The sequence below is a fragment of the Paenibacillus sp. Aloe-11 genome, assembly GCF_000245715.1.
GTDB classification, from domain to species: Bacteria; Bacillota; Bacilli; order Paenibacillales; family Paenibacillaceae; genus Paenibacillus; species Paenibacillus kribbensis.
Window position 1 is genome coordinate 7,885 of the sequence record NZ_JH601060.1, and the last position, 5,138, is coordinate 13,022.

The 5,138-nt window shown below is 52.1% G+C and carries 5 protein-coding genes; all 5 read right to left on the reverse strand.

What is annotated here, in order from left to right:
* The coding region (locus WG8_RS19385; RefSeq protein ID WP_007431937.1) for a M24 family metallopeptidase at positions 1 to 924 on the reverse strand (924 nt) is incomplete at its 3' end.
* A 175-nt stretch (positions 925 to 1,099) separates the two neighbouring features.
* On the reverse strand, positions 1,100 to 2,026 hold the full coding sequence (locus WG8_RS19390) for a carbohydrate ABC transporter permease (RefSeq protein ID WP_007431938.1): 927 nt from the start codon (positions 2,024 to 2,026) through the stop codon (positions 1,100 to 1,102).
* Positions 2,023 to 2,928, reverse strand: a complete 906-nt coding sequence (locus tag WG8_RS19395) for a carbohydrate ABC transporter permease (protein WP_007431939.1) — start codon at positions 2,926 to 2,928, stop codon at positions 2,023 to 2,025. The genes WG8_RS19390 and WG8_RS19395 overlap by 4 nt, the downstream gene beginning before the upstream one ends.
* Positions 2,929 to 2,961: 33 nt before the next feature.
* Positions 2,962 to 4,317 carry an ABC transporter substrate-binding protein gene (locus WG8_RS19400; RefSeq protein ID WP_232289135.1) on the reverse strand — a complete coding sequence of 452 codons (1,356 nt, stop codon included), beginning with the start codon at positions 4,315 to 4,317 and terminating at the stop codon, positions 2,962 to 2,964.
* Between the two features lie 123 nt (positions 4,318 to 4,440).
* Positions 4,441 to 5,138, reverse strand: a 698-nt coding sequence (locus WG8_RS19405; protein ID WP_007431942.1) for a helix-turn-helix domain-containing protein, incomplete at its 5' end; no start/stop codon positions are given.

The following is a 5,138-nucleotide window of genomic DNA, read 5'->3' on the forward strand; positions in this document are numbered from 1 at the left end:
GCCGTGACCCAGCCCGTGGCCAAACTGCTCCCCATAGCCATACGAGGCAATCACATCCCGTCCCAGACTATCCCCCTCCCGGCCGCTTAAGCCTGGGCGAAGTCCTGCAATCGTCTTCATATTCGCTTCCAGCACAATGGCATACAGTTCCTTATGACGTTCCGACGGCTTGCCGACAAAGACAGTGCGCGTAATATCGGACAGATAGCCACGCACATTCGCGCCAAAATCCATTGTGACAAACTCATCCTGACCAATTTCCTTGTCACTGGCCAGCCCGTGCGGCAGTGCCGAACGCTCACCCGAAGCGACAATGAATGCAAAGCCACCCGATTCCGCACCCGCCAGCCGTAGCTGATATTCCAGTTCCGCCGCGATCCGTCGCTCTGTTACCCCCGGCCGGATGTAATTCAGCACTTCCGTAAAAGCAGCATCGGTCATACGCGCCGCTTCGCTGATCGTCCGAATCTCATCTTCGTCCTTCACATCGCGCAGCCGTTCTATCACATCCTCTGTGTGCACATACTCCAGCGGACCCAGCGCGGCTTGAAGCTGACCCGACTGCTGGAGTGAAACATGACGACTTTCCAAGCCCAGTCGGTGAACGCCTAATTTACCCGTCAGCGCGGCTACCGTCTGGAAAATTTGTACTTCGTGCTGAATGACCGAATACTCTGGTGCCTGATCCTTTGCTTGTGTCATATAGCGGAAATCCGTTACCAGAAAAGCGTCTTCCTCCGTAATAAGCGCCATCCCGGCCGAGCCTGTAAATCCGGTCATATAGCGCCGATTCGGCCCATGTGTAATGAGCAGCGCGTCTATACCCAGTGCCGGGAATTCCGAGCGCAATCGGGCCAGTCTGCCTGGAATACCTTGTAACGGCTTTGCAGCAGCCTGCACATTTCGAACTTCTTCCTCTTTCACTCGCACTGCCTCCCTGCTCCATATTCCTTTTCAAGTAATACGACTTGGCACACGATCCACCGCATGCTTTTGAACCTATCCATCCTCTTCTCGCTGCTGCCTTCCCGAAGCTCCTGCGTCCACTGTTCCTGCACATTTCCCCATTACTCAAGCTCATTCCAGCTCCAGCTTCCTGCTAGCCTTTGATGCCTGTCAGTGTAATACCTTCAATAAAATACCGTTGTCCGATAAAGAAAATGAGAACGATGGGAGCCAAAATAGTACTGGAAGCCGCCATCAGGTAAGGCCAGTTCGTATTGTTCAGCCCGCGAAAAGTCGCCAATCCCAGCGCCAGCGTAAAATGCTTTTCGTCACTCAAATAAATAATCGGGCCCAAAAAATCGTTCCACACATCAATAAAAGTAAATATCCCGATCACGATCAATGCGGGTGAAGATAAGGGAATAATGACACGCCATAGCACGGTCAGAGGTGTACCTCCGTCCATATAAGCCGCTTCGTCCAGATCACGCGGGATCGTCAGCATGAACTGGCGCATCAAAAAGATATTAAATGCTCCCCCGCCAAACCATGCAGGAGCAATCAGCGGCAGAAAGGTGTTCAGTCCCCCCAGCTCTCGCCACATGACGAAGGTGGGAATCAGCGTCACCGCGTACGGCAGCATCATTGATCCGATCAGCAGGGAAAAGATCAGATTGCGTCCAGGCCAGCGCAGACGGGCAAACGTAAACGCCGATACAATCGAGGTCAACATTACACCTGTCAGCACACACACCTCAATCAGGAATGTATTCATAAAATACCTGCCGAACGGCACCGAAGTCAGCGCCTCCGGGTAATTGCTCCATTGAAAAGGAGACGGTATCCACTCTGGCGGGAACACAAAAATTTGTGAGGTTCCCATCAGAGAGCTGCGAATGAGCCATACAAACGGCAACAGCATCAAAATACTGCCCAAGATTAAAACGATGTACAGCAGAACACGACTGATTGGGAAGGACTTGGCACGGGTAGCGGGTGCAGGACTGCGGGAGCGTTCAGGCTGTGGGGGCGGATGCTGCTGTGCTTCGGAAGCATGAGCAGCAGAAGTGGTCTGGTTCATGATCGTTCCCCTCCTTCATAGTGAACCCATTTTTTGGACGTGGAGAAAATCAGGACGGTCAGCACCATAATGACAAAAAATAAGATCCAGGCCAGCGCTGAGGCATAGCCGATTTTGGTCTCCGTAAAAGCCGTACGCCACAAGTAGAACACGTAGAACAGGGTTGCATTGTTGGGTCCTCCGTTGGTCATCACGTACGCCTGATTGAAGGCCTGAAAGGTGCCGATTAACGACATGACCAAATTGAAGAAAATGGTGGGTGTCATTGAGGGAATGGTAATATGAAAAAATTTGTGCCACAGATTGCCGCCATCCACCTCAGCCGCTTCATACAGATGAGTGGGAACCGACTGAAGTCCTGCCAAAAAGATAATGACCGTATTCCCGATCCCCCAGGTACTCATCATGATGAGAGAAGGTATCGCAGTGCTTTCGTCATAAATCCATTTGCTTCCCGGCAGTCCAACACTCTCCAGTAGCGAATTCAGCAAGCCAAAATCCGGGTTGAACATCCACAGCCACAGCATTGTATTCGCAATACTTGGCACAATGGTGGGTAAATAATAAATCGTGCGGAATATCGATAAACCTTTCACCTTTTGATTCAGCAACAGCGCAATGATAAAAGCCGCCGTCAAGCCAAGAGGCACACTGCCCAGCGCATAATACGTGGTCACAAACATCGATTGGGAAAAGGTTGTATCCTTGGTCAGAATGGTCCGATAATTCTCCAGCCCTATAAAGCTCATCTGTCCGCCAATGGTCCAGTCGGTCAGGCTGAATATGAATGAGGCGGCGATTGGCCCAATTGTAAATATGAGCAGTCCCAGAATGGCAGGAAGCGCGAACAACAGACCCCAGTTACGCTCCATGCGCATCATTCCTGATTGCTGCCGCTTCATGGGCCAATCTCCTTTCGCAGCTGTGCAGTCGGTTTATTCATCCGGATACACTCCCTGGAGCAACGGCTGAATAATAGGCTCCAGCTCATCCAATGCCTGCTGCGGCGTCTTCTTATTCGTCCAGATCAGATCCAGCCCCGGGGTCAGCTTGGAACCGATATCCGGCCAGTTGCGCAGCGTAGAGGTGGACGGCTTGATGGCGTAGTCTCTGGCATACTCAATGCCTGCCTGCCGAAATTCCGGCGGATGGGCCGCATTATTCGTCCATGACTGGATGGCCTGCTCATCGGTATAATATTTTTCCTCGATAGGCATCCACAGACCGGACTTGAACAGGTCCACCTTTTCCGGATTGTTGTGGTACAAATAAAATTCGAGCGCTTCCTTCGGATGCTTGGTGCTCTGGAAAATGACAGTGGCCCCCGCAACGATCATCGTTTTGGGTTCCTTCAGCTTCGGCAATACGCCGATACTCCATTGCAGCTGCTTGTTGTTCGAAAAATCAAGCAGGGACCACGTCCCGTCCACCACCATGGCGACTTTTCTCGTCTGAAGCCGAATCGTATTGGATGGCATGTCCTGCTGCTGGATCAAATCGGGAGCAACATGCTCCTTGAAAACCAGATCCTGCAGCTTCTGAAATACCTCCACCGACTCGGGACGGTTCAGGGTGTACTTCTTGCCTGTTTTGTCGGTCAAAGCCCCGCCATTGCTCGCCAGAAGCGGCCCCCAGGAGCTGCGGTCGTTGCCGAAGGCAAAGCCGTATTGCACAATATTTTTCGGATCAAAGCCGCTTTCACCGGGATGCTTGCCATTCTGATCCTTGGTCAGCTTTTTGGCAATCTCCAGGAATTCATCCCATGTCCACGCTTTTTGAGGATCGGCCGGAGGGACAGGCACACCCGCTTCTGTGAACAGCTCCTTGTTGTAAAATAACTGCATCACTTCCAAGGCGGTATAATTGCCGATAGACTTGCCGGGTTCACTGTAGAGATAGGAGGATTTAAGCTTGTTTTTTAATTCGGGATATTCATCATAATAGGAGGATAAATCCAGGAGTCTGCCTTCACTTGCCCATTTCATCGTGAGCGAATCACCCAGGTAGGCGATATCGGGAAGCTGATTAGCGGCCATTAACGTGTTAATTTTGGTCGTGTAGTCACCAGGGACATGCTCGCCCTTTACCCGGATATTCGGGTGGGATGCATTAAAGCTTTGAATCATTTTTTCCATTGCCTGCTTCTCGTCATTGCTTCCCCAGTACATGAACTTGAGCTCGACCGCATTCGGATTGACCGGTTCGCCAGCATTGCCGCTGCAAGCCGCCAGTCCTGTCAACATCGCCGTCATTATAAGAGCCATCCATGTCCGTAACCTTCGTTTCAGCAAATCAATCGGCCCCTTCCTGAACTGGATTCTCCTTACAAGCCTATTATGCGCCGAGAGTCCGGAGCCGACCACCCAACGACTCCAGACTCTCTTTGTTTTGGTATGATTTTTTTAACAGCGCGTTTACAAAAATGTTCTACGGAACTCCGTCGGGGTCAGTCCGGTATGTTTTTTGAAGGCGATGCTAAAATAATTCGTGTCCGAAAATCCCACAATCTCGGCCACCTCCGCCACCTTCCGGTTCGTGTCGAGCAGCAGCTCACGCGCACGCTCAAAACGGACGCGGGTCTGGTACTCAGCAAAGCTCTCCCCCGTGACCTGCTTGAAACGGGCGCTCAAATATTTGGGGCTCATATTCATGTAAGCCGCAAGGCTGTTCAGGCCGCCATCCTCCTGAAGATGCTCACGAATCCACTCCTTGGCCCGTTGAAATTTGCGCGGAATCCCCTTCTCGCGAGCTTCCCGGACATGACGACCGACCCGGACAAAATAGCGGGATACATAATCGATCATCTCCGGCCCGTGCCGCAAGCGGGACAGCTCCAGCAGCGGGTCCTGCTCCTGCATGGGCAGTTGGCAGACCGATGCATCGCTCTGGACGATGCGCATAACGAACAGTACAAGCTGGGTGACGATCATTTTCACCTGCTTGACGGGCAGCCCTGCCAATTGTCCTGACCATTCCTGTAAAATCGCATGGACTGCGGCGTCATTTCCGGCCCGAATTTCCGTGATCATGAGCAGCTCCTTCTCCAGCAAATAACCGCTGCTCGGCTCGGCCGCCTGAATGCTCTCATAGGGGATGATCTGGCTATAGCCGA